This is a genomic window from Gordonia sp. 'Campus' (assembly GCF_022206305.1).
Taxonomy (GTDB): domain Bacteria; phylum Actinomycetota; class Actinomycetes; order Mycobacteriales; family Mycobacteriaceae; genus Gordonia.
Map to the genome: position 1 here is coordinate 1 of NZ_JAKOIW010000031.1, position 19,530 is coordinate 19,530.

At 67.8% G+C, this 19,530-nt stretch carries 16 protein-coding genes and 1 riboswitch; of the genes, 8 read left to right on the forward strand and 8 right to left on the reverse strand.

Annotated features, from left to right (window positions below):
- Window positions 1-148: 148 nt before the first annotated feature.
- Complete coding sequence (gene asnB / locus MAY35_RS21915) at window positions 149-2,074, reverse strand: asparagine synthase (glutamine-hydrolyzing) (RefSeq protein WP_238423399.1); 1,926 nt, start codon at window positions 2,072-2,074, stop codon at window positions 149-151.
- A 404-nt stretch (window positions 2,075-2,478) separates the two neighbouring features.
- Between asnB and MAY35_RS21920 the strand changes: the two genes are divergently transcribed.
- Entirely contained in the window at window positions 2,479-3,579 is a 1,101-nt protein-coding gene (locus MAY35_RS21920) for a cytochrome c oxidase subunit II (protein WP_238423400.1), read from the forward strand.
- 2 nt (window positions 3,580-3,581) lie between these two features.
- Window positions 3,582-3,998 carry a cytochrome c oxidase subunit 4 gene (locus MAY35_RS21925; RefSeq protein ID WP_238423401.1) on the forward strand — a complete coding sequence of 139 codons (417 nt, stop codon included), beginning with the start codon at window positions 3,582-3,584 and terminating at the stop codon, window positions 3,996-3,998.
- A 90-nt stretch (window positions 3,999-4,088) separates the two neighbouring features.
- Here the strand turns inward: MAY35_RS21925 and MAY35_RS21930 are convergent, their stop codons facing one another.
- The 5 genes from MAY35_RS21930 to MAY35_RS21950 all read right to left on the reverse strand — a co-directional run bounded on the left by MAY35_RS21930 (window position 4,089) and on the right by MAY35_RS21950 (window position 10,161).
- Window positions 4,089-5,588, reverse strand: a complete 1,500-nt coding sequence (locus MAY35_RS21930) for a diacylglycerol kinase family protein (protein WP_374238001.1) — start codon at window positions 5,586-5,588, stop codon at window positions 4,089-4,091.
- A gap of 184 nt (window positions 5,589-5,772) precedes the next feature.
- The gene (locus tag MAY35_RS21935; protein WP_238423402.1) at window positions 5,773-7,395 is read right to left on the reverse strand and encodes a cytochrome bc complex cytochrome b subunit; all 1,623 of its coding nucleotides are present in this window, start codon (window positions 7,393-7,395) and stop codon (window positions 5,773-5,775) included.
- Window positions 7,392-8,552, reverse strand: a complete 1,161-nt coding sequence (locus tag MAY35_RS21940) for a ubiquinol-cytochrome c reductase iron-sulfur subunit (RefSeq protein WP_238423403.1) — start codon at window positions 8,550-8,552, stop codon at window positions 7,392-7,394. The genes MAY35_RS21935 and MAY35_RS21940 overlap by 4 nt, the downstream gene beginning before the upstream one ends.
- Window positions 8,549-9,445, reverse strand: a complete 897-nt coding sequence (locus MAY35_RS21945) for a c-type cytochrome (protein WP_238423404.1) — start codon at window positions 9,443-9,445, stop codon at window positions 8,549-8,551. The genes MAY35_RS21940 and MAY35_RS21945 overlap by 4 nt, the downstream gene beginning before the upstream one ends.
- 104 nt (window positions 9,446-9,549) lie before the next feature.
- Complete coding sequence (locus MAY35_RS21950) at window positions 9,550-10,161, reverse strand: heme-copper oxidase subunit III (RefSeq protein ID WP_238423405.1); 612 nt, start codon at window positions 10,159-10,161, stop codon at window positions 9,550-9,552.
- Window positions 10,162-10,313: 152 nt separating this feature from the next.
- Between MAY35_RS21950 and MAY35_RS21955 the strand changes: the two genes are divergently transcribed.
- On the forward strand, window positions 10,314-10,799 hold the full coding sequence (locus MAY35_RS21955) for a hypothetical protein (protein WP_238423406.1): 486 nt from the start codon (window positions 10,314-10,316) through the stop codon (window positions 10,797-10,799).
- Window positions 10,800-10,821: 22 nt separating this feature from the next.
- A complete protein-coding gene (gene trpD / locus MAY35_RS21960) occupies window positions 10,822-11,892 on the forward strand; it encodes an anthranilate phosphoribosyltransferase (protein WP_238423407.1) in 1,071 nt (356 codons plus the stop codon).
- An 83-nt stretch (window positions 11,893-11,975) separates the two neighbouring features.
- On the opposite strand, the gene MAY35_RS21965 is transcribed toward trpD, so the two are convergent.
- Window positions 11,976-12,254: an Lrp/AsnC family transcriptional regulator gene (locus MAY35_RS21965; RefSeq protein WP_238423408.1), complete on the reverse strand. Its 279-nt coding sequence runs from the start codon at window positions 12,252-12,254 to the stop codon at window positions 11,976-11,978.
- A gap of 23 nt (window positions 12,255-12,277) precedes the next feature.
- Window positions 12,278-14,068 (reverse strand): DEDD exonuclease domain-containing protein, encoded by a 1,791-nt coding sequence (locus tag MAY35_RS21970; RefSeq protein ID WP_238423409.1) that lies wholly within the window; start codon window positions 14,066-14,068, stop codon window positions 12,278-12,280.
- Between the two features lie 613 nt (window positions 14,069-14,681).
- Window positions 14,682-14,914, forward strand: a riboswitch (cyclic di-AMP (ydaO/yuaA leader).
- 17 nt (window positions 14,915-14,931) lie between these two features.
- On the opposite strand from MAY35_RS21970, the gene MAY35_RS21975 reads away from it, so the two are divergent.
- The 4 genes from MAY35_RS21975 to MAY35_RS21990 all read left to right on the forward strand — a co-directional run bounded on the left by MAY35_RS21975 (window position 14,932) and on the right by MAY35_RS21990 (window position 19,483).
- On the forward strand, window positions 14,932-15,615 hold the full coding sequence (locus tag MAY35_RS21975) for a C40 family peptidase (RefSeq protein WP_238423410.1): 684 nt from the start codon (window positions 14,932-14,934) through the stop codon (window positions 15,613-15,615).
- Between the two features lie 305 nt (window positions 15,616-15,920).
- Complete coding sequence (locus MAY35_RS21980; protein ID WP_238423434.1) at window positions 15,921-16,958, forward strand: NlpC/P60 family protein; 1,038 nt, start codon at window positions 15,921-15,923, stop codon at window positions 16,956-16,958.
- Window positions 16,959-16,967: 9 nt separating this feature from the next.
- A complete protein-coding gene (locus MAY35_RS21985; RefSeq protein ID WP_238423411.1) occupies window positions 16,968-18,359 on the forward strand; it encodes a hypothetical protein in 1,392 nt (463 codons plus the stop codon).
- Window positions 18,359-19,483 (forward strand): glycosyltransferase family 4 protein, encoded by a 1,125-nt coding sequence (locus MAY35_RS21990; RefSeq protein WP_238423412.1) that lies wholly within the window; start codon window positions 18,359-18,361, stop codon window positions 19,481-19,483. The genes MAY35_RS21985 and MAY35_RS21990 overlap by 1 nt, the downstream gene beginning before the upstream one ends.
- Window positions 19,484-19,530 lie beyond the last annotated feature (47 nt).

The window sequence follows — 19,530 nt, forward strand, 5'->3', positions numbered from 1 at the left end:
CCCCGAGAACCGCCCCCGACAACCGCCCTCAGTAGCGGAGCCGACGACATATCGTCGCCGGGTCGTCGCTGCAGGGTGGATTTCCGGGGTGGATTTCGGCGCCGGGCGGGACACGAGTGCGTCGGCGGGATGCGGGTGCCGTGCGGGTCTAGACGCGGACCGGATAGGTGTGGTCGACGATGTCGGGGACGATCGTGCCCTCGACGAAGATGCCGTGCCAGACCATGAAGATGAGCACGGTCCAGAGGCGACGGCTGTTGTCCACCACACCTTCTCGGTGCTCGTTGAGCATCGCGATGACCGCGTTCTTGTCGAAGATGTGATCGGTCTGCGAGTTCGCGATGGTCTCGTGCGCCCAGTCGAACATCTCGGTGCCGGCCAGCCAGTGTCGGATCGGCACCGGGAAGCCGAGCTTCTTGCGGTGCAGCACGTGTGCCGGGACGATCTGCTCGAGTGCCTTGCGCAGCGCGTACTTCGTTGTGCCGTGGGCGATCTTCTCGTCGTGGGGGAGTCCCTCGGCGATCGCGAAGACCTCGGGGTCGAGGAACGGTACGCGCAGTTCGAGGGAGTTGGCCATGGTGATCTTGTCGGCCTTCACCAGGATGTCGCCGCGCAGCCAGGTGAACAGATCCAGATGTTGCATGCGCGCCACCGGATCCCACCCCTCGCTCATCGCGTAGATGGGCGCGGTCACGTCGGTGTGGGTCCACTCGGGGCGGTAGTCGCGTAGCACCGCGCGCAGCCGGGCGTCGTCGAAGCTGCGGGCGTTGCCGTAGTAGCGCTCCTCGAGGGTCAGTGACCCCCGATGCAGGAGACTCTTGCCCCGGGTGCCCTCGGGAATCCGGTCGGAGATCTTGCCCGCGGCCCGACGCAGCGGGCCCGGTAGCCGGTCGAACGCCGCCAGCGACAGCGGCTCCTTGTAGATCGTGTACCCGCCGAAGAGTTCGTCGGCTCCCTCGCCGGAGAGCACGACCTTCACGTGCTTGCGTGCCTCGGCGGCCACGAAGTACAGGGGGACGAGCGCCGGATCGGCGACCGGGTCGTCGAGGTACCAGACGATCGACGGGATGGACTCGATGAACTCCGACGGGCCGACGACCTTCACGACGTGACGGGCGCCGATGGCCTCGGCGGACTCGGCGGCGACGTCGACCTCGGAATACCCGTCCCGTTCGAACCCGGTGGTGAAGGTGATCAGGTCGGGGTTGTGCCGGATCGCGAGCGCGGCGATCGCCGTCGAGTCGATGCCACCAGACAGGAACGACCCGACCGTCACATCGGCGCGCATGTGCTTGGCGACCGAATCGGCGAGGGCATCGGCGATCTCGTCGTAACGCTTCTGGCGGGTCGCGTCGGTGACGGGGCGGACGCCGAACTGCGGGGTGAAGTATCGCCGCGTCGCGAGAGGGCTGCCCGGGGTCGCGGTGGCGTGACAGCCCGACTCCAGCCGCCGGATGTCGGCGTGGATCGTCTCGGGTTCGGGGACGTACTGCAGGACGGTGTAGTGCTCGATCGCCCGGGGATCGAGTTCCTTGGACAATCCGATGCGCTCGATGACCTCGAGAAGGCTCTTCTTCTCGCTGCCGAAGACGAGACCGCCCGGGCCGGACGCCACGAACAGGGGCTTGATGCCGAACGGGTCGCGCGCGAGGAACAGCGATCGGTTCTCGGTGTCCCAGATGGCGAACGCGAACATGCCGCGCAGGCGTCGGACGGCATCGGGACCCCAATGGTGGAAGGCCGCGACGATCGCCTCGCTGTCACCCTCGGTGCGGAACAGCACACCTTCGTCTCGCGCGAGTTCGGCGCGGATCTCCAGATAGTTGTAGATCTCTCCGTTGAACACGAGTGCGTACCGGTCGGGGTTCTCCGGCGGTCCCCAGCGCAACGGCTGGTGCGAGTGCTCGATGTCGATGATCGAGAGGCGGTTGAAGCCGAACACGATGTCGTCGTCGTGCCAGGTGCCGGGTTCGTCGGGGCCACGATGCCGCATGCAGTGTGAGGCCACTGCCACCGCGTCGACGACATCGGCGGCCCTTCCGTCGGAAGTCAGCAGGCCGAGCAGACCACACACGTCTTGTTCTCTCCGTTCAGTTGCCGTCCACGCATCCGTCCCGGCACGCCGGGGTCGGGACCGAGTATGCCTGAAGTCCCGCGGTGTTTCCCCACCTGGCGTGGTGACCGGAACGATGCGGCGACAACGGGGGTCTCGACGAGTACGGACGGCCGAGGGGACCGGGCCGCAGAGGCGGACACGGCCGGATCAAACCCCGATCACGAAAGGTTCCGCGGGTTGGTCTACGCTGCGTAGTACTAGGTGCAAGAATTGCTGTGTATCCACGGCAGGACCTTGCCCGGGCAGGTCATGTGGCATGCACTCACCTCGGCGCGAAGGCGCCGGTGAGCGAGCAGGAAGGCGTGAAATTGGCACACGGTGGACGGCCCCGAGCGAGGCGTGTCTCATCAGCGTCGCGGACGATGAAGCGGCTGGGATTCGTCGCAGCTCTCGGCCTCGGCGCACTGCTGATGTCGGGTTGCGACGCCAGTGAGGCGATGCGTTTCGGTTGGCCCGAGGGCGTCACGCCCGACGGCAAGGAGATGGTCGATCTGTGGACCTGGTCGGTCATCGCGGCCCTGGTCATGGGCATTCTGGTGTGGGCGCTGATCTTCTGGACGATCACGTTCCACCGCGCGAACGACGCGAAGAAGGGCGTGTTCCCGCGCCAGACCGCGTACAACGTGCCGCTCGAGCTCACCTACACGGCGATCCCGTTCGTGATCATCGCCGTGCTCTTCTACTTCACGGTCATCGTGCAGAACAACGTCGAGAGCAAGAACGACGACTCGAAGGTCGTCGTCGACGTGACGGCATTCCAGTGGAACTGGAAGTTCGGCTACAACCAGGTCGAGTTCTCCGACGGCACCACCTACAACGGCTTCGAGCAGAACGGCAACCCGTTCGAGGTCCAGGCCCAGACCGGTAGCGGCGGCGAGAGCGAACACGCCAGCGGCGGCGACCACGGTGGCGAGCACGGTGAGGTCCCGCTGCCCGCAGGCGGACGTGACGACGACATCCGCGACTACCTGAAGTTCGACAAGATCGAGACCGTCGGCTCGTCGTCGGAGATCCCCGTGCTGGTCTTGCCGACCGGCAAGCGGATCGAGTTCAACATCGCCTCGGCCGACGTCATCCACTCGTTCTGGGTGCCGGAATTCCTCTTCAAGCGCGACGTCTTCCCGTTCCCGGCGCAGAACGCGACCGACCCGGTCTTCCAGATCAAGTCGATCGACCGGACCGGCGCCTTCGTCGGCCGCTGTGCGGAGATGTGCGGCACGTACCACTCGATGATGAACTTCGAGGTCCGTGCGGTCGCCCCCGAGGATTTCGACAGCTACATCCGCTTCCGTGAGGCCAACCCGACGGCGACCAACGCCGAGGCACTCGCCTCGATCTGCCAGGCGCCCGAGTCGGTCACCACGGTGCCGTTCGACACGCGTCGCGCCACCGACGGCTCCGTCGGTGCCACGGGCAACCCGGACGATCCGACCCTCGCCAACTGCACCAAGAAAGTGAGCTGACGATGAAGATCGAGGCACGCCTCTTCGAGATGCTGACCGCCTTCTTCTTTCTGACGGGCGTCGCGTACACGCTGTTCACGGGCTTCACCAGCAAGGGCATCGAGTGGGTCGGCGTCGTCGGCCTGTTCTTCGCGGCGGGTCTGACGCTCATCGCGGGCACCTTCTTCCGCTTCGTCGCCCGACGGGTCGAGATCCGTCCGGAAGACTACGAAGATGCCGAGATCGAGGACGGTGCAGGCGAACTGGGCTTCTTCAGCCCGCACTCGTGGTGGCCCATCCTGATCGCCCTCGGCGCCTCGACCTTCGCGGTCGGATTCGCCACCGGCAACTTCTGGCTGGCGATCTTCGCGGCGTTCGTCATCATGGGCACCGCGGCCGGGCTCGTCTTCGAGTACCACGTGGGACCCGAGAAGCACTGAGGCGTCCTACCTCTCAGATCAGCCAGAAGCGCCCCACCGGATCTCCGGTGGGGCGCTTCTTCGTAGGTGGATGAGACGCCTGTGTACGGGTCAGCGACGGCCGGCGACAACCGGGCGGTAGACCTTCAGGATGCGATAGGCGACTCGGAAGTCCGCCTGCGAGTACGACTGTTCGACCTCCCCGTCGTGCGAGACGGCGACCGGCCCGTCGACGGCCCGGAAGCCGAACTCGGGCACCTGCATCTCGTGGTAGAGATGCGACCGTTGCAACCTGCCGGCTGCCAGTGAGCCGAGCAGCCGGACCGTGGCCCACCGGTGGCTCGTCTCGAGGATGCGTACATCGAGCAGGCCGTCGTCGATGCGAGCGCGACGAGAAGGCAGGAACCCGGTCGGCTGGTACAGCGAATTGCCGACAAGGAACAGCGAGGCATCGAACACGCGTCCTTCCACCTCGATCCGCACGTGGGGGTCGTTGCGGAGCACCTGCAGGACGGCGACAGCTGTGGCCAGTGGACGGCTGATGCGGTTCTGCAACCGGCGGCGGACACGGACGAAGTGCGGATGCGCACCGATGCTCGCGGTGTTCAGGATGAGCCGGGTGTCGTTGAGCCACACCGCATCGACGCGGGACGCCGAACCCGCCTTGATCGCATCGATCGTCGAATGCACCGAGGCACAGCCGATGTCGCGGGCGAAGTGATTGAAGGTGCCGGCGGGGAAGACCGCGATGGGCACGTCGGCGGCGATCGCCGCGCCTGCGGCACAGGCCACGGTGCCGTCGCCGCCCGCGACGCCGAGAATCTGCGCCCGACGCGCGGCGTCGTCGAACACCGCCGCCATGTCGTCGCCCTCGTCGAGTTCCACGATCTCCGAGGCGGGCAGCGCCTCGCGGATGGCATCGAGCACGCGTCTACCTCGCCCGTCCGCGGACCCCGGATTCACCACGACGACCAACCCGGCACCGTCGGGGTTGGGGGCCACGTCGACGACGCTGGGCGCCGCCGGCGACAGGGAGGGTTCGCTGATGGGTGGCACGACGCGGGCCCCGACAGTGGCGATCGCGGCGCCGATGCCGAGTCCCGCGGCCACGTCGCCGGGGTAGTGGGCGCCGGTGGCCACCCGGGACAGCCCCACGAGCCCGGCCAGCGCCGACAACAGCAATCCGGCGGGGGCACTCTCCACGGCGACACCGACCGCGAATGCCGCCGCGCTGGCCGAGTGTCCGGAGGGCAGCGAATTGGACGTCGGGCTGCGACGCCCGAGCCGGGGTCCGGGGATCAGGGCGGTGGCAGGACGGTCGCGGCGTCGGATGCGCTTGGCACCCTGGTTGACCACGACACTCGTCACGGCGAGTGAGGAGATGCCCCGGGCCGCTCCGCGCTGCAGCGACGGTCGCCCCGAGAGAGCGAGACCCGCGGCGATGGCCATCCAGAGTTTCGAGTGGTCGGCCGCGCGAGACAGCGCAGGCATCGACGCGTCGAGGAGCGGACTGGGTGAGCGCGCGATCGAGTCGTAGACCTCGGCATCGAGAGTGCCCATCCCACGGGTGATCTGGGTGAGACCGGAACTTCGGGGGCGAAACGGGCGCATGGCGTCCACGGTGCCACATCGGAGGCAGCCGAGCGGGGTGGGGGAGGGGCCGAGCCGGGTGGAGTGAGGAGGACCGCTCGCGGCGCCGGAACCGTTCCGACAACGAACACAGCGGGCCGTCGTGCCACCCTGATGGTGCTCGACGGCCCGCTGTGGGTCGTACGTGGAACTTTCGCCGAGAGACTTACTCGGTGAAGGGATTACCGCCCTTGGCCTGCAACTCGCGCAGGGCCTTGCGCTCGCCTGCCTCGATCTCGTGTTCGAGTTCGACGTTGCGCAACTGCTCTTCGAGCGGGTCGGCCGTGAGGATCGAACCGGTACCCGGTGCACCCGCGGAGCCGAGCTTGTTCATCCGCTTCGGCAGGGCCGCACCCTCGTAGGGGAGCGGGATCGGGTGTCCGTGGGAGTCGAGCGGGCCGAGAGGCTGGTGAACCTCGATGTACTCGCCCTGCGGCAGCCGCTTGATGATTCCGGTCTCGATGCCGTGGGCCAGGACCTCACGGTCGCTGCGCTGCAACGAGATCGCCCAGCGGTATGCGATGAAGTAGACCAACGGCGGCAGGATGATCAGGCCGATTCGACCGATCCACGTGGTCGCGTTCAGCGAGATGTGGAACTTGAACGCGATGATGTCGTTCATGCACGCGATGGTCAGCAGGATGTAGAACGAGAACGCCATCGCACCGATCGCCGTGCGCACCGGGGTGTCACGCGGACGCTGCAGCAGGTTGTGGTGTGCATCGTCGCCGGTGAGCTTCTTCTCGATCCACGGGTAGGCGAACATGACGCCGAAGATGATCGTCATGATCAACACGACCCAGTTCGACATCGGGACCGTGTAGTTGCCCAGGTACAGCTCCCATGCGGGGAACAGACGTATCAGGCCGTCTGTCCACATCATGTAGATGTCCGGCTGCGATCCCGCGGACACCTGCGCCGGGTTGTACGGGCCGATGTTCCAGACCGGGTTGATCTGGAAGACGCCCGCCATCACGGCCAGGACACCGGTGACGAAGGCGAACATGGCGCCGGCCTTGGCGGCGAACACCGGCATGATGCGGACGCCGACGACGTTCTTCTCCGTGCGGCCCGGGCCGGGGAACTGGGTGTGCTTCTGGTACCAGACGAGCGCGAGATGCGCACCGATCAGCGCCAGGATGATGCCCGGGAACAGCAGGATGTGCAGCACGTACAGGCGCGGGATGATGATGTCGCCGGGGAAGTCTCCGCCGAACAGCGCCCAGTGGATCCAGGTACCGACCACGGGGATGCCGAGGACGATGCCGCTCATCGCGGCGCGGACGCCGGTGCCCGACAGCAGGTCGTCGGGGAGCGAGTAGCCGAAGAAGCCCTCGAACATCGCCAGGATCAGCAGCAGGCAGCCGATGATCCAGTTGGCCTCACGCGGACGGCGGAACGCACCGGTGAAGAAGATGCGCGCCATGTGGATGATGATCGACGCCGCGAACAGCAGAGCCGCCCAGTGGTGGATCTGGCGGACGAACAGGCCGCCGCGGATCTCGAAGGACAGATCCAGGGTGGTCTCGTAGGCCTTGGTCATCATGACGCCGTTGAGCGGCTGGTACGCGCCGTCGTAGACCACGTGGGTCATCGACGGGTCGAAGAACAGCGACAGGTAGACGCCCGAGACGAGCAGGATGATGAAGCTGTACAGCGCGATCTCACCCAGCATGAACGACCAGTGGGTGGGGAACACCTTGTTGATCTGGCGACGCATGCCCGCGGCGAGGTGATACCGCGAGTCCATTTCTTCGGCTTGCGTGCCGATCCGTTCGGCGATGGTCATGACTTACGCTCCCAGAATGCCGGTCCGACGGGCTCGATGAAGTCGCCTGCCGCAACGAGGTAGCCCTCGCTGTTCACCGTGATCGGCAGCTGTGCGAGTGCCCGGGCGGCCGGACCGAAGATCGGCTTGGCGTACTCGAGTGCGTCGAACTGCGACTGATGGCAGGGACACAGGATGCGGTTGCTCCGCTGTTCGTACAGCGAGGCGGGGCAACCGAGGTGGCTGCACACCTTGGTGAAGGCGAAGTAGTCACCGTAGTTGAAGCTCTCCTGGCCCTTGCGCTTGACGGCGCGGGCCGCGTCCTCGGGACGCAGGCGGATGAGCATGACGGGGTTGCGGACCTCGTGGAGGCCCTCCATCAGCTTGTGCCGGGAGTGCTCGCTCTCACCGAAGCCGTCCGAGCGACGCCACGGGAAGACGGTTTCCATACCGCCGGCATCGAGATCCTCCGGCCGGACCAGGGCGACCTGGTACGGGTTTCCGGTGTCGCGACGCAGGTAGATGGTCTCGTTGGGCGCGTCCTTCGGGTTGTAGATCGGCGACCAACCCGAATGCCACAGCGGCGAGTTCGGGCCCTCGGCCCACGGGTTCTTGATGAAGCCGCCGAGGAAGGCGACCAGGCCGGTGACGGCGAACGCGCCGAGGCCGAAGCCGGCCGAACCGATGATCATCTTGCGACGACCGAGGGTCGAGGTGGCGCCCGTGTCCTGCAGGAGACCGACGATGGTCTTCTTGTCGACCTCGGCCGAACCGCCGTCGTGACGATCCTGCACGGAGATCTCGGCGGGGATGAACTTCTTGGTGATGAGGATCATCGCGATGCCGATGGACAGCACCGACAGGCCGAAGGTCACACCCAACAGCGGGGTGTTGAAGGTGTACCACCAGTAATCCGGGTCGTCCGGCAGGGCGAACTCCCAGTGGTTGAACAGGAAGATTCCGAGGCAGGCGAGCGCGGAGATGCCGGCGATCGTGAACCAGATGGCCACCTGACGCTCGGCGCGCTTCTCGACCTTGGTGCCGGGAACGGTGTAGCGCTCACTGCGATGGATGATCTCGACGCCGTCGAGATTGGTACCGAGTTTGACGAGCTCCTCGGTGCTCATCGCCTCCAGCTCGTCGCGCGACGGGCCGTTGTTCTTGTCGTTGGCGCTCATGCTCGAGATCCCATCCACATGGCGCCTGCGACGATGGCGATGACGCCCACGAACCACATGACCATGCCCTCGCTGACCGGGCCGAAGCCGCCCAGTCCCAGTCCGCCGCTCGGCTTGGCCTCGGTGGCGTACTTGACGTAGGCGATCACGTCCCTTTTCTCTTCCGGATCCAGCTGGCGGTTCGAGAACTTGGGCATGTTCTGCGGACCGGTCAACATCGCGGTGTAGATCTGTGCCTCACTGACGCCGTCGAGGTTCGGTGCGTACTTGCCCGAGGACAGCGCGCCACCACGGCCGGTGAAGTTGTGGCACGACGCGCAGTTCAGACGGAACAGCTCGCTGCCTCGTCCGATGCTCTCGCCGCGGAGCGAACCCTCGGCGACGGTGCCGTCGGCGTTGCGCGGGACCTGGGGTCCGCCGCCCTCGGCCTGGATGTAGGCGCCGAGCTGGTCGATCTGCTCGGTGGTGAACTTGGCGGGCTTGCGCTGTGCCTGTGCCTCACCACGTGCCGCGGGCATACGACCGGTCGACACCTGGAAGTACACGGCGGCGTCGCCCACGCCGAGCAGTGCGGGACCACGATCGGGAACGCCCTGCAGGTTGGAGCCGTGGCAGGTGATGCACGAGGTCTCGTAGAGCTTGCGCCCGTCGTCGATCATCGCGGCATTGCTCTCGTCGGCGACCGCCACCTGGGGCTCGGGGGTCAGGACCGAGGCGAGCACGCCTGCCATGACGAGGCCGGCCAGCAGCACGATGGTGCCGCCTGCGCGTCGGCGGAGCTTGCGTCGTGCCTTGGCGCGGCGGCCGGCGTCACGTGCCGAGGAGTGTCGGGCCGATGCATCGGGTCCGACCTCGGTGCCGCTATCCGACGGACGCGGTGGAGATGAACTCATCTGTGACTCTCTACTAAGCGGGACGGACTGGTGTTAGAGCGAGCTGCGCTCTGTATTCGGGGAGCGGACCGCGTCGGGTGTTGCGGTTCGCGCTGTCGCCGGTGTCATCGGATGAAGTAGATCGTGACGAACAGCCCGATCCAGACGATGTCGACGAAATGCCAGTAGTAGGAGACAACGATTGCGGCGGTTGCCTGCGCCGGGGTGAACTTCGACAGTTTGGTGCGGATGAGCAGGTACACGAACGCGATCAGACCGCCGATGACGTGCAGGCCGTGGAAGCCGGTCGTCATGTAGAAGACCGACCCGTACGCGCTCGACGAGAGCGTCGTGCCGTGCTCGACCAGGTGGTAGTACTCGTACGCCTGGCCGCACACGAAGAACGTGCCCATGGCCAGGGTGAGTACATACCAGCGGCGGAGGCCGAAGACGTCGCCGCGCTCGGCGGCGAAGACGCCCATCTGGCACGTCACCGACGAGAGGATCAGCACCGTCGTCACCGGGATGGCGAGGGCGAGATTCAGCTCGGTCGGTGGCGGCGGCCATCCCACCGCGGAGTTGGCACGGGCGACGAAATACATCGCGAAGAGGCCAGCGAAGAACATGAGCTCACTGGACAGCCACACAATCGTGCCGACGCTGACCATGTTGGGCCGGTTCAGCGAGTGCACGCGCGAGGTGATGGCTGTTCCTGAGGTACCTACAGCGCTTGTCACAAGTGAAGTATGACGGTTCGTAGTAAGCGGTGGCCACCCGGGTCGGAAATTGACCTCGATCAATTCTCCCGGTGCTGGTCAAGGGCCTGCCGGAGGGCCGTCGGCGTGTCCTTCGGAGCCGCTGCGGGGGCCGCGCTGGCTACGGTGTGTTCATGTCGAGTTCGGCTTCTCCCGGGCGCCGGGATCTAAACGGGCGCATCGTCGCCCAGGGGCGCCTGGCGCGGTTGCGCTCGCGGTTGCGGTCGGGTGCCGAGGCGGGCCCTCTCTCGCTGGCCGATGAGGTCGTCGAGGTGGCCGGTTCGGAGGACGACGCGGTCGCAAGTTCGACCGCGCTCGACGCGTCGTCCTGGCGTGCCGAGGACGAGGTGATCCTGCGTCATCACCTCGAGATCCCGTCCGAACGCGTGGACGCGGCTGCCGGTGTCGCCGCCCTCGACGGGTACGAACGGGTCGACGACGAGCGCTGGGGGCCTCTTCCCGTCCCGAGTGCCGACGGGCTGGTGCTGCTGATGGTGGCCCGTGTGCAACTGCTCGACGCGATGCATCTGTCACAGGAGAGGTCACGGATGGCCAGCCTCGGTTCGCGGCACGGCGGGGCCGCACGCGGCTGGGCCGTCCTCCAACGTCCGCCCGGCTGAGCAGGCACTAGGCTCTCTGGCTGTGAGCACCGCACAGTCCGCCTTCACCTGGCCGCAGATCCTCGGCAAGATCACCGACCGCTTCGACCTCGACGCCGAGGAGTCGGCGTGGGCGATGAACGAGATCATGACCGACAGTGCGACCGGTGCCCAGATCGCGGCCTTCGGCGTCGGGGTGAAGATGAAGGGCGCGGCTCCTGCCGAACTGATCGGCCTGTCCCGGGCGATGCTCGACCACGCGACGCTCGTGGAGGTCGGCCGTCCGGCGGTGGATGTCGTCGGGACCGGCGGCGACCGGTCACACACGGTGAACATCTCGACCATGACCGCGATCGTCATCGCGGCGGCGGGTGTGGCGGTGGTCAAGCACGGCAATCGTGCCGCGTCGTCGAAGAGCGGCGGTGCCGATGTCCTCGAGGCGCTCGGTGTGAACATCTCCCTCGACGCGGCCTCGGTGGCGCGGTGCGTGGACGAACTCGGCATCGGGTTCTGCTTCGCGCCGGTATTCCACCCCGCATTCCGTTTCACCGGTCCGCCGCGCAAGGAGATCGGCATACCGACGGTGTTCAACGTGCTCGGTCCGTTGACCAACCCGGCGACGCCCTCGCGGGGCCTGATCGGGTGCGCGTTCGCCGACCTCGCCCCGGTGCTCGCCCGCGCCTTCGCCGAACGCGGCAACTCCGCGCTGGTGGTCCGGGGCGACGACGGACTCGACGAGCTGACGACGACCACGACGTCCACGGTGTGGCAGGTGGTCGCGGGCGAGGTCAACGAGCTCAGCCTCGACCCGACGGATCTCGGGATCGCCCGCGTCGAACTGTCGGCGCTCCAGGGTGGCGACGCGACCGCCAATGCGGCCATCGCGCGGGAACTCCTGGCGGGAACAACCGGACCGGTGCGCGATGCCGTGCTGCTGAACTCCGCGGGTGCGATCGTCGCCTTCGAACAGGAGGCACCGATGAACTCGGCGGAGTTGACGAACGCCCTCGGGGTCGCGAAGGAGCGGGCGGCCCGGGCGATCGACAGCGGTGCGGCGGCGTCCCTGCTCGATCGATGGGCGGCGCTCAGCAACTCTCTCGCCACGCAGGCCTGATCAGGGGCCGGCGCTGAGTGCCGCAACCACGGGGCGCCGAACGGCAAGGACCTCGAAAGGCCGGGGGCGCAGCGTGATCGGCGTCAGTTCTCGCCGATGGAGAAGCCGCCCTCGACGTCGGAGCTGGAGTAGCTCCGGAACGCGATGTGGGTGGCGCTCTTCAGCACGCCCGGCAGCCGGTTGATCTTGCCCGTGACCACCGTGGCGATCTGCTCGTGGTCGCGGACGCGGATCTTCGCGATGAGGTCCACATCGCCCGCGCAGGAATACACCTCTTCGACACCCGCGATGTCCGCGACCGCCTGGGCCGTCTCGGGGATGCGGTGGATGTCGGCCTGGATGAGGACGATGGCGGTGATCATGGCGCAAGCCTAGTCGGCGGCGATCAGCTCGCCCGTCGTGTCCGCGGCCGCACCGAACGGGCGTCGTGCGCGGACTGCGACCAGCAGAGCCGACGCTCGGCCGAACCTGCCGGCAGGGCGACCGGGTCGGTCGTCGACACGATCCGCGCCCCCGGTTCGGTCATCCAGCGATAGATGAGGCCCACCTCCTCGGCGGGTGCACCGCGCAAGGGGCCGGGACCGGGGATGACCGTCTCCGCGGCGGCGATGAGAGCGTCGACGACCGCCATGGGTGCGACGCCGCGTCGTGCGCGCCCGGCGGCGGCGAGACGTCCGTGGCGGACGACCGCGAACTGCCACCCGTGCTCGCCGTCGGACCTCGCGATGACGATCTCGGCGATCGAGCACAGGGCGCCGAGGCGCTGGCACCGCGCGAGCGTGTCGATGGTGAGGGCGAGGCGGTCGCGATGCCGGGCCGCGGTCTCGAACATGTGTGCCTCGGCGAGGTCGGCGAGGCGTTCGGTGAGGCCGTCGAGCAGATCGTCGGCCTCACCGCGCATGAGGCGTCGTACGGCGGTGACACGTGGCAGGTAGTCGGGGACGGTCTGGGGTTGCGCCGACGACGCCCGACACGAACCCGGCTGGCGGACACCGTCGGTGGTGGCACACCAGTGATACCCGCGGGCGCCGGATCGTTTGGTGCAGGTGCGCAGCCCGGCGGCCGCCGCGATGACGTCGGCCACCGTCGCCGCCCCGGCGCGATTGCCGACCGGCCCGACCGACTCGTCGGTGGGGGTGCGGCTGACCTTGAGGCGCGGGAAGCGTTCCTCGGTCAGCGTCACCCACCATCCCTTGTACGGCTGGGTGGACCGGCGGTTGTAGGCGGGCGCGTGGGCGGCGAGCAGCCGCAGTTCCCGAACGGCGGCCTCGAGCGCGTGCGAGCACTCGACCACATCGACGCGTTCGGCGAGCAGCACCATCTCGGCGATCCGACGGCGCGGGTCGCTCCCGGTGAAATAGGAACGGACCCGGCGCCGGAGGTCGACGGCGGTGCCCACATAGAGGACTTCGTTCGACGGCCCGCGGAAGAGGTAGACGCCGGGCCGGGCGGGAACGTGATCGGCGAGGGCGCGTTTGGCGCGCAGCCGGGGGTTGGCGCGCGGCAGATATGACGTCAGCTCGCCGACCGTCGCGATGCCCTGGTTGCCGACGCGTTCGAGCAGCCGATGGAAGACCTCGACGGTGGCGCGGGCGTCGTCGAGTGCGCGGTGGGTGGGCCGGACGGAGACGTCGAAGAGGTCGGCGAGGGCGCTGAGCTTGACTGTCGGCGCCTCGTCGCGCGACAGGATGCGGCGGGCCATCGTCACCGTGCACAGGCTCAGGCTGAAGGTCCAGGGCAGCTGCAGCCGAATGGCGTTCTGGCGCAGGAATCCCATGTCGAAGCGCGCATTGTGCGCCACCAGGATCGAGCCGCGTGCGAACTCGAAGAACGAAGGCAGCACCGACTCGATGCGTGGGGCATCGGTGAGCATCGCGGTGGTGATGCCGGTGAGGGTGACGATCTGCGGAGGTATCGGACGTCCCGGGTCGACCAGGGTGGCGAACTCGCCGATGACCTCACCGCCACGGATCTTCACCGCCCCGATCTCGGTGATGCGATCGCGCGCGGGGTCTGACCCGGTGGTCTCGAGGTCGACGACGACGAGTGTGGTGTCGAACAGGGATCGATCGCTGAACTCGTTCGAGGACTCTCCTGCGGCGCCCTGATCGGCGGCCTCGAGGTCGGCGAAGGTCAGCTGGCCCGTGGTGGAACCCGCCACGCTGGTCTGCGTCACGGGGCGAACATTAGTTCGATGCACCGACAGGCTCTGCGGCAGGGCGGCCGCCTGCGTGATGTGGCCGGTGTGACGCGTGTGTCGATCGCTGTTCGACGGACTTGTCGGTGTCCGGTCCTAGTCTCCACCTCGACGTGAGAAAAGCGGTGTTCTCACGACCTGCCAGCCCGACACCGGAGCCGACGCGGCCCCGGACGACCAGATGAGATGGAGATCACACCATGTACGTCGACTGCGCCCGTTGCCCGGCCCGCCCCGTCGCATGCGACGGGTGCATGATGACAGTGCTGTTTGGCGGCCCGAGCTGGGACGATGTGCCCTACGAAGATGGAGTTTCGGTAACGACCGGGGGTCTCGACGACGACGCCGAGCTGGACCTCGCAATCGGCGTTTTCGAGGACGCTGCAATGGTGACGAGTGCTGCTGCACGATCTGCAAGATCGGCGAAAAAGGCAGCTCAGGGCACACATCGACCGGCATCTGTGACCATCCTGCGGGCCGGCTGAGAATCAGGTGAGGTTTGGCTCTCCGACGCCTAGTGGACAGAGCGCATCCGATTTCGTAACCTTTCTGAGACATTTGCGGAGCGTCCCGCTTCAACAGAAGTGGTCCGCAGTAGTCACCGCTCAATCGCCCTCACGGGCGAACCGGGGAACCACAACCTTCGGGCGGAATCGTCGGAGCGCATCACCACTGATGTGCGGCCGAGGATCACGTACCGAATCGGGGTGAATCGCGTTGCCACGCATACGTGTCCATGGGATACGTCATGCGCGAAAGATGCGTAGGGCCACTCTTCCGGCCCGAACCCGACAGCTAACTCGGTCGGCGGTAGAGGGAGAAATTGAAGGAGAACTCGCTTCGTGGCCAAACATCGTTTGGAACAGCCCAATCGCGGTAGCACGGTTGCCAAGAAGGCGGTGATCGCCGGATCGATCACGCTCGGTTCGCTCGCCGCTGCAGCCGGCCCCGCGCTTGCCGCCCCGGTCCACACCCCGCTGGGCACTTTCGAGATCCCGGCTCTGCCCGGACAGCAGGGCCCGGAGGTCAAGCAGGCCCCCGAAGCCAAGCCGGTCGCCAAGTCGCCCGCCGCCACGGTCGAGATCCCCAACCTGGGTCAGTTCACCGTGCCGGGCATCGCGCCGGATCAGATCCCGCAGCAGTTCCGCCCCGGTGGCGGCGGACCGCTCGCCGCGCCTCAGCTGACTGCCGGCCAGAAGGCCGTCAAGGCCGCCGAGAGCAAGATCGGCTCGCCGTACTCCTACGGGTCGGCCGGCCCCAACGCATTCGACTGCTCGGGTCTCGTCTACTGGTCCTACAAGCAGGCCGGGAAGACCATCCCCCGCGACAGCTACGGCCAGCTCGGCGGCGGACGCGCGGTGTCGTACTCCGACGCCAAGCCCGGCGACGTCATGATCTTCAACGGTGGCGGACACGCCGGCATCTACGTCGGCAACGGTCAGTTCGTCCATTCGTCCAACTACGGGACCCCGGTCAAGCGCGACGCCGTCAAGGAGTGGACGCTCACCGGTATCCGCCGCTACTGAGTCACAACTGAACACGACAGACTGAGTACGACGAGCAGACCGGGTACGAGAGTCTGGACGGGCGGGTCGCGCAACGGTGCGATCCGCCCGATCCAGTCCTGGGGGAGGGTCGGCGCCCTAGGGTGGTCGGCACATCCACCGAACCGCATCGGGGAGGTTCGCCGGACGGCTGAGGACGACCTCGGCCGTACGGCATTCTCGGCACGACATGCTCAGCACGACGACATGCTCGGGACGACGAGCACGAGGGAGTGAGTAAGACCGTGGTATCCGGGGAGGGGCGGCTTCGCGGGATGCGACCGCACATGCGATCGGGTCCGCTGATGCTTGCCATCTGTCTGCTGGCGGCGCTCGCGACCCTCGTTCCGACGGTGGCCGGCGGGGTCGGGGACGCGCGCGCGGTCCCCGCGCGTTCGGCGGATCAGTTGCTCCAGAGCTACAAACAGCTGGGCATCGACGCCGAGAAGACCACCGAGGCGATGCACAACGCCAAGATCGAGTACGACAAGCAGCGCGGGATAGTCACGGCCGCGAAGCAGGCCGCCGCAGACGCCCAGCAGAAGCTCGACACCAGCCGCGCCCAGCTCGCCGTCTACCAGAACAGGGTCGACGCGATCGTGCGCGCCAGCTATCAGGGCGCGCGGGTGAGCGGGCTCTACGCCGTGATGATCAGCGATTCGCCGCAGGCACTGCTCGACCAGATGTCGGGGCTCGACATGATCTCGCGGCAGGCGTCCGCCGACCTCACGGCCATCAAGAAGGTCCGGGCACGCACGGCCGTCGCCAAGAAGGACGCCGAGCAGACCGCCGTCGCGGCCTCGGAGGCGGTCTCCCGCGCCGAACGGGTGCGCGGTGACCTCCAGACCAAGCAGGCCGATCTGCAGCTGCAGGCAATCCAGATCCGGGCCATCTACAAGTCGATGACCGGCAAGCAGCTCGCCGCTCTCCGTGGCCCGACCTTCGACTTCGATCCGCGTCTGGTCCCGAAGGGCACGGCCGCCGGACTGATCGCGGTCCAGGCCGCACTCACCCGGATCGGCGACCCGTATGTCTGGGGTGCCACCGGTCCGAATTCCTTCGACTGCTCGGGACTCATGGTGTGGGCGTTCCGCCAGGCGGGCAAGACCCTGCCGCGCTCGAGCGAGGCGCAGCGGGCCGGCGGACAACCCGTCGAACGCGACGACCTCAAGCCAGGCGACCTGGTCATCTACTACCCGGACGCGACCCATGTGGGTATGTACGTGGGCGACGGCTACGTCATCCATGCTTCGACCTTCGGCGTCCCGGTGAAGGTCGTACCCCTCGACGAGGCCGGCCCGTACGACTCCGCCCGCCGGTTCTAGTCGGAGACGATGCGCTCTCTGCACGGGCGACCCGGCCCGGCACTGGCCGCTGCGGTCCTGGTCGTCGCGGTGGCCGCCGGATGCGGCACCGGGGCGCCGGCCGGTCAGCGCCCTTCCGAAGGTGCGACGACGAGCACCGAGGTCAATGTCTACGAGCGGGATCGCGCGGAGGGTGTGACCCGACTCCTCGACGCGCTCACCGAGGCCGTGTCCTCCGGCGATGTGCGGTCGATCGGTACCTTGCTGGATGTCTCCGCGACCCCGGTGTTCAAGGACCGTTTCGTCACGGCGGCCGCCAATCTCCGGGCACCGACGTTCCCGTCGCGAAGCGGCCGGGACGGGCCGCTGCGGTTCGGGCGTTTCAGGTATCAGCTCGCGCCCACCGAGGAGGCGGAGGTTCTCGTACCCCCCGATCTCCAGCAGCTCCTCGATGCCGGCGGTAGCTCCGACTCCTGGGTCGTCCCGGTGGAACTGCGGTACGCCCTGGGTGGTCAGCGGGCGCCGGGGATCGCCGAATCCGAGATCGTCGTGGGCACCCAGTTCGTCGTGGCCCGGCACGGCGACGACTGGCGGCTCGTGGCAGACGCGGAGGCGCTGGGCGGCGACCCCGCACCGACGCAGATGTGGGAGATCCCCGGACTGACGGCCGCCGACGTCGGCACGGCCGGCGGGACGTCGGTGGTCGCCCACTACCCCGACACGTCCACGACCGTGGCCGCACTGCGCCGCCTGCTTCCCGACGCCGTGGACTCCGTCACCGCCTTCTGGGGCGAGGGATGGGATCGGCGCGCCGTGGTGGTGCCGACGGCAACGGACGAGCAGTTCGCCGCGCTCGTGCCAGGGGGCCGTGCGGCGATCGGCACGGCCGCGGCCGCGACCGTCTTCAACCACCTCGACCGCGCGCAACGTTCCGTGACCGGGCAGCGGATCGTGCTCACGCGGGCGGCGCGCGAGCTCGCCGAGCCCACGTTGGCGGTCGTGCTGCGTCACGAGCTGACCCACGTCGCCGCGCGGGCCGACACAGCCGTCGACGCTCCGCTCTGGATCACCGAGGGTGTCGCCGAATACGTCGGGCGCAAGGGGACCTACACCAGACTGGCCGACGCGGCTCCCGATCTCGCCGAAGCCGTTCGCGCCGGCGCAGGGCCGACCGCGCCACCCGCCGATGCCGACTTCGCGATGGACGGTCAGACTTCACAGGTGGCATATCAGAGCGCGTGGTCCCTGGCCGCCTACGTCGCAGATCGATTCGACGAGGCGCGCTTGAAGAAGATGTACATCGGTGTCGCGGCCTCGGCCCTTCCCGCCGCCCAGGACGCCGCCATCACCGCGGCCCTCGGCGTGAGCCGGGATCAGCTGTTGGCGGGCTGGCAGCGTTGGCTCGCCGGGCAGATCCGCTGATGTCGCGAACGCTGCTGATCACCAACGACTTTCCTCCTCGTCCCGGGGGCATCCAGTCGTATCTGCAGAACCTCGTCGACCGTCTGCCGGCCGAGGACATCGTCGTCTATGCACCGCGATGGCGTGGCGACTCGCATCGCGAGTTCGACGCGGTCGTCCCGTACCGGGTGCACCGGCACCCCACGACGCTGATGCTGCCCACGCCTGCGGTCGCACGCCGTGCAGCGGACATCATCAGGCGCGAGGACATCTCGACCGTGTGGTTCGGTGCGGCCGCGCCGCTCGCGGTGCTCGCCCCGGCCATGCGCAGCGCCGGCGCCCGGCGCGTCGTCGCCAGCACCCACGGCCACGAGGTCGGCTGGTCGATGCTCCCCGGGTCCCGTCAGGTGCTCGGCCACATCGGTCGGCACACCGATGTCATCACCTTCGTCAGCCGGTACACGCGCGGGCGATTCGCCGCGGCCTTCGGCGCCGACGCCTCGCTGGAATACCTGCCGCCCGGTGTCGACACCGAGCGTTTCGCGCCGAATCCCGAACTGCGCGTACGGTTCCGCGAGCGGCACGGGCTGGGGGAGCGGCCGACGATCCTGTGCCTGTCCCGGCTGGTGCCGCGCAAGGGACAGGACACCCTCATCCGTGCCCTGCCGCTGATCCGGAACACACTTCCCGACGCGGCCCTGGTCATCGTCGGCGGCGGCCCGTATGCGAAGACCCTGCGGGAGCTCGCCGTGTCCGCAGGCGTCGCCGACGACGTGATCTTCACCGGAACGGTCCCGGCGGACGAACTGGCGGCCTATCACAACATCGCGGACGTGTTCGCCATGCCGTCGCGGACCCGCGGTGGCGGGCTCGATGTCGAGGGGCTGGGCATCGTCTACCTGGAGGCGTCGGCCACCGGGGTCCCGGTGGTGGCGGGTCTGTCCGGTGGGGCCCCGGAGACGATCGTGGAGGGTGTCACGGGCACCGCGGTCGACGGCAACGACGTCGATGCGGTGGCCCTGGCGATTCTCGCCATCCTCGGCGACCGCACCGCGGCGGCCGAGATGGGCCGCGCCGGTCGACGCCATGTCGTCGACAACTGGCAGTGGGCCCAGATGGCGGCCCGCCTGCGCCAGTTGCTCTGATGTCGGTTCTGTGATGTCAACCGGCGCAGACGGTTCCGGGCCGAACC

Coding starts and splice junctions, on each gene's coding strand:
- MAY35_RS21940 (WP_238423403.1), bottom strand. CDS start 8,552: ATGAGCGCCAACGACAAGAACAACGGCCCGTCGCGCGACGAGCTGGAG.
- MAY35_RS21935 (WP_238423402.1), bottom strand. CDS start 7,395: ATGACCATCGCCGAACGGATCGGCACGCAAGCCGAAGAAATGGACTCG.
- MAY35_RS21925 (WP_238423401.1), top strand. CDS start 3,582: ATGAAGATCGAGGCACGCCTCTTCGAGATGCTGACCGCCTTCTTCTTT.
- MAY35_RS21990 (WP_238423412.1), top strand. CDS start 18,359: ATGTCGCGAACGCTGCTGATCACCAACGACTTTCCTCCTCGTCCCGGG.
- MAY35_RS21920 (WP_238423400.1), top strand. CDS start 2,479: ATGAAGCGGCTGGGATTCGTCGCAGCTCTCGGCCTCGGCGCACTGCTG.
- MAY35_RS21930 (WP_374238001.1), bottom strand. CDS start 5,588: ATGCGCCCGTTTCGCCCCCGAAGTTCCGGTCTCACCCAGATCACCCGT.
- MAY35_RS21985 (WP_238423411.1), top strand. CDS start 16,968: ATGCGCTCTCTGCACGGGCGACCCGGCCCGGCACTGGCCGCTGCGGTC.
- MAY35_RS21945 (WP_238423404.1), bottom strand. CDS start 9,445: ATGAGTTCATCTCCACCGCGTCCGTCGGATAGCGGCACCGAGGTCGGA.
- MAY35_RS21955 (WP_238423406.1), top strand. CDS start 10,314: ATGTCGAGTTCGGCTTCTCCCGGGCGCCGGGATCTAAACGGGCGCATC.
- MAY35_RS21965 (WP_238423408.1), bottom strand. CDS start 12,254: ATGATCACCGCCATCGTCCTCATCCAGGCCGACATCCACCGCATCCCC.
- MAY35_RS21980 (WP_238423434.1), top strand. CDS start 15,921: ATGCGATCGGGTCCGCTGATGCTTGCCATCTGTCTGCTGGCGGCGCTC.